This is a genomic window from Xanthomonas cissicola, from assembly GCF_008801575.1.
GTDB lineage: Bacteria > Pseudomonadota > Gammaproteobacteria > Xanthomonadales > Xanthomonadaceae > Xanthomonas > Xanthomonas cissicola.
This window is the reverse complement of sequence record NZ_VZPL01000226.1, coordinates 1-706: the sequence shown is the minus strand read 5'-3', so window position 1 is coordinate 706 and position 706 is coordinate 1. Positions and strand designations below refer to the sequence as shown.

Below are 706 nucleotides of genomic sequence, written 5' to 3'. Positions count from 1 at the left end.
GGCATCATCCAATCGCGTTGCATGGCGCCAACTGGCTCACCGGCATGGGCCTATGACCCACAGGCGCTTTGGGCGGCTGCAGAAGCGGCGGAGCGACGGCACAACAGCACGGTGTGCCGAGATTTCGCCATTGCGCTGCCGCATGAACTCGATGACCCCAAGCGCTGGGAGTTGGTGCTTGATATCGCGCATCGCCTGATTGAGCGCTTTGGCTTTGCGTTGCAAGCGAGCCACCACCGACCGACGAAGGACGATGTGCGCTACTTCTATTGCCATCTGCTTGCCACGACACGGCGTATGGAAGCCTCTGGTTTAACGCAGAAGACGCGCATTCTAGATGGGCGTATCAACGGCCTGGCTGAGATCCAGTGGATTCGCGCCATGATCGCTGATCGGATCAATGCACACCTTGAACAGGCTGGCATCGGCAAGGCGGTTGAGCATCGAAGCTTGACGGAACGCTTGGAAGCGATGAGAGGCAACGGGATCTTTGTCCACGGACGAGCAAGCTTTGAGCAGCTTCTGTCCCGCTACCGCCAAGAGGGGCGACTGTTGAGCGTGCCGGATGGCCACACGGCGGAACAGGCCCAGCAAGAGCGCCCTGGGCCAGGCATGGACACTTCTACTGATGAGACTTCGGTGGCGAAGATGCCTGTCATGCCGGCATCCGTTGGCAGACTCAGTTCAAATAGGGACGACGAAGCTC

General features: G+C 59.5%; 1 protein-coding gene. It reads left to right on the top strand.

Annotated features, from left to right (window positions below; all coding sequences use genetic code 11):
* The coding region (locus tag F7R02_RS25730) for a MobA/MobL family protein (RefSeq protein ID WP_235901000.1) at positions 1-706 on the top strand (706 nt) is incomplete at both ends.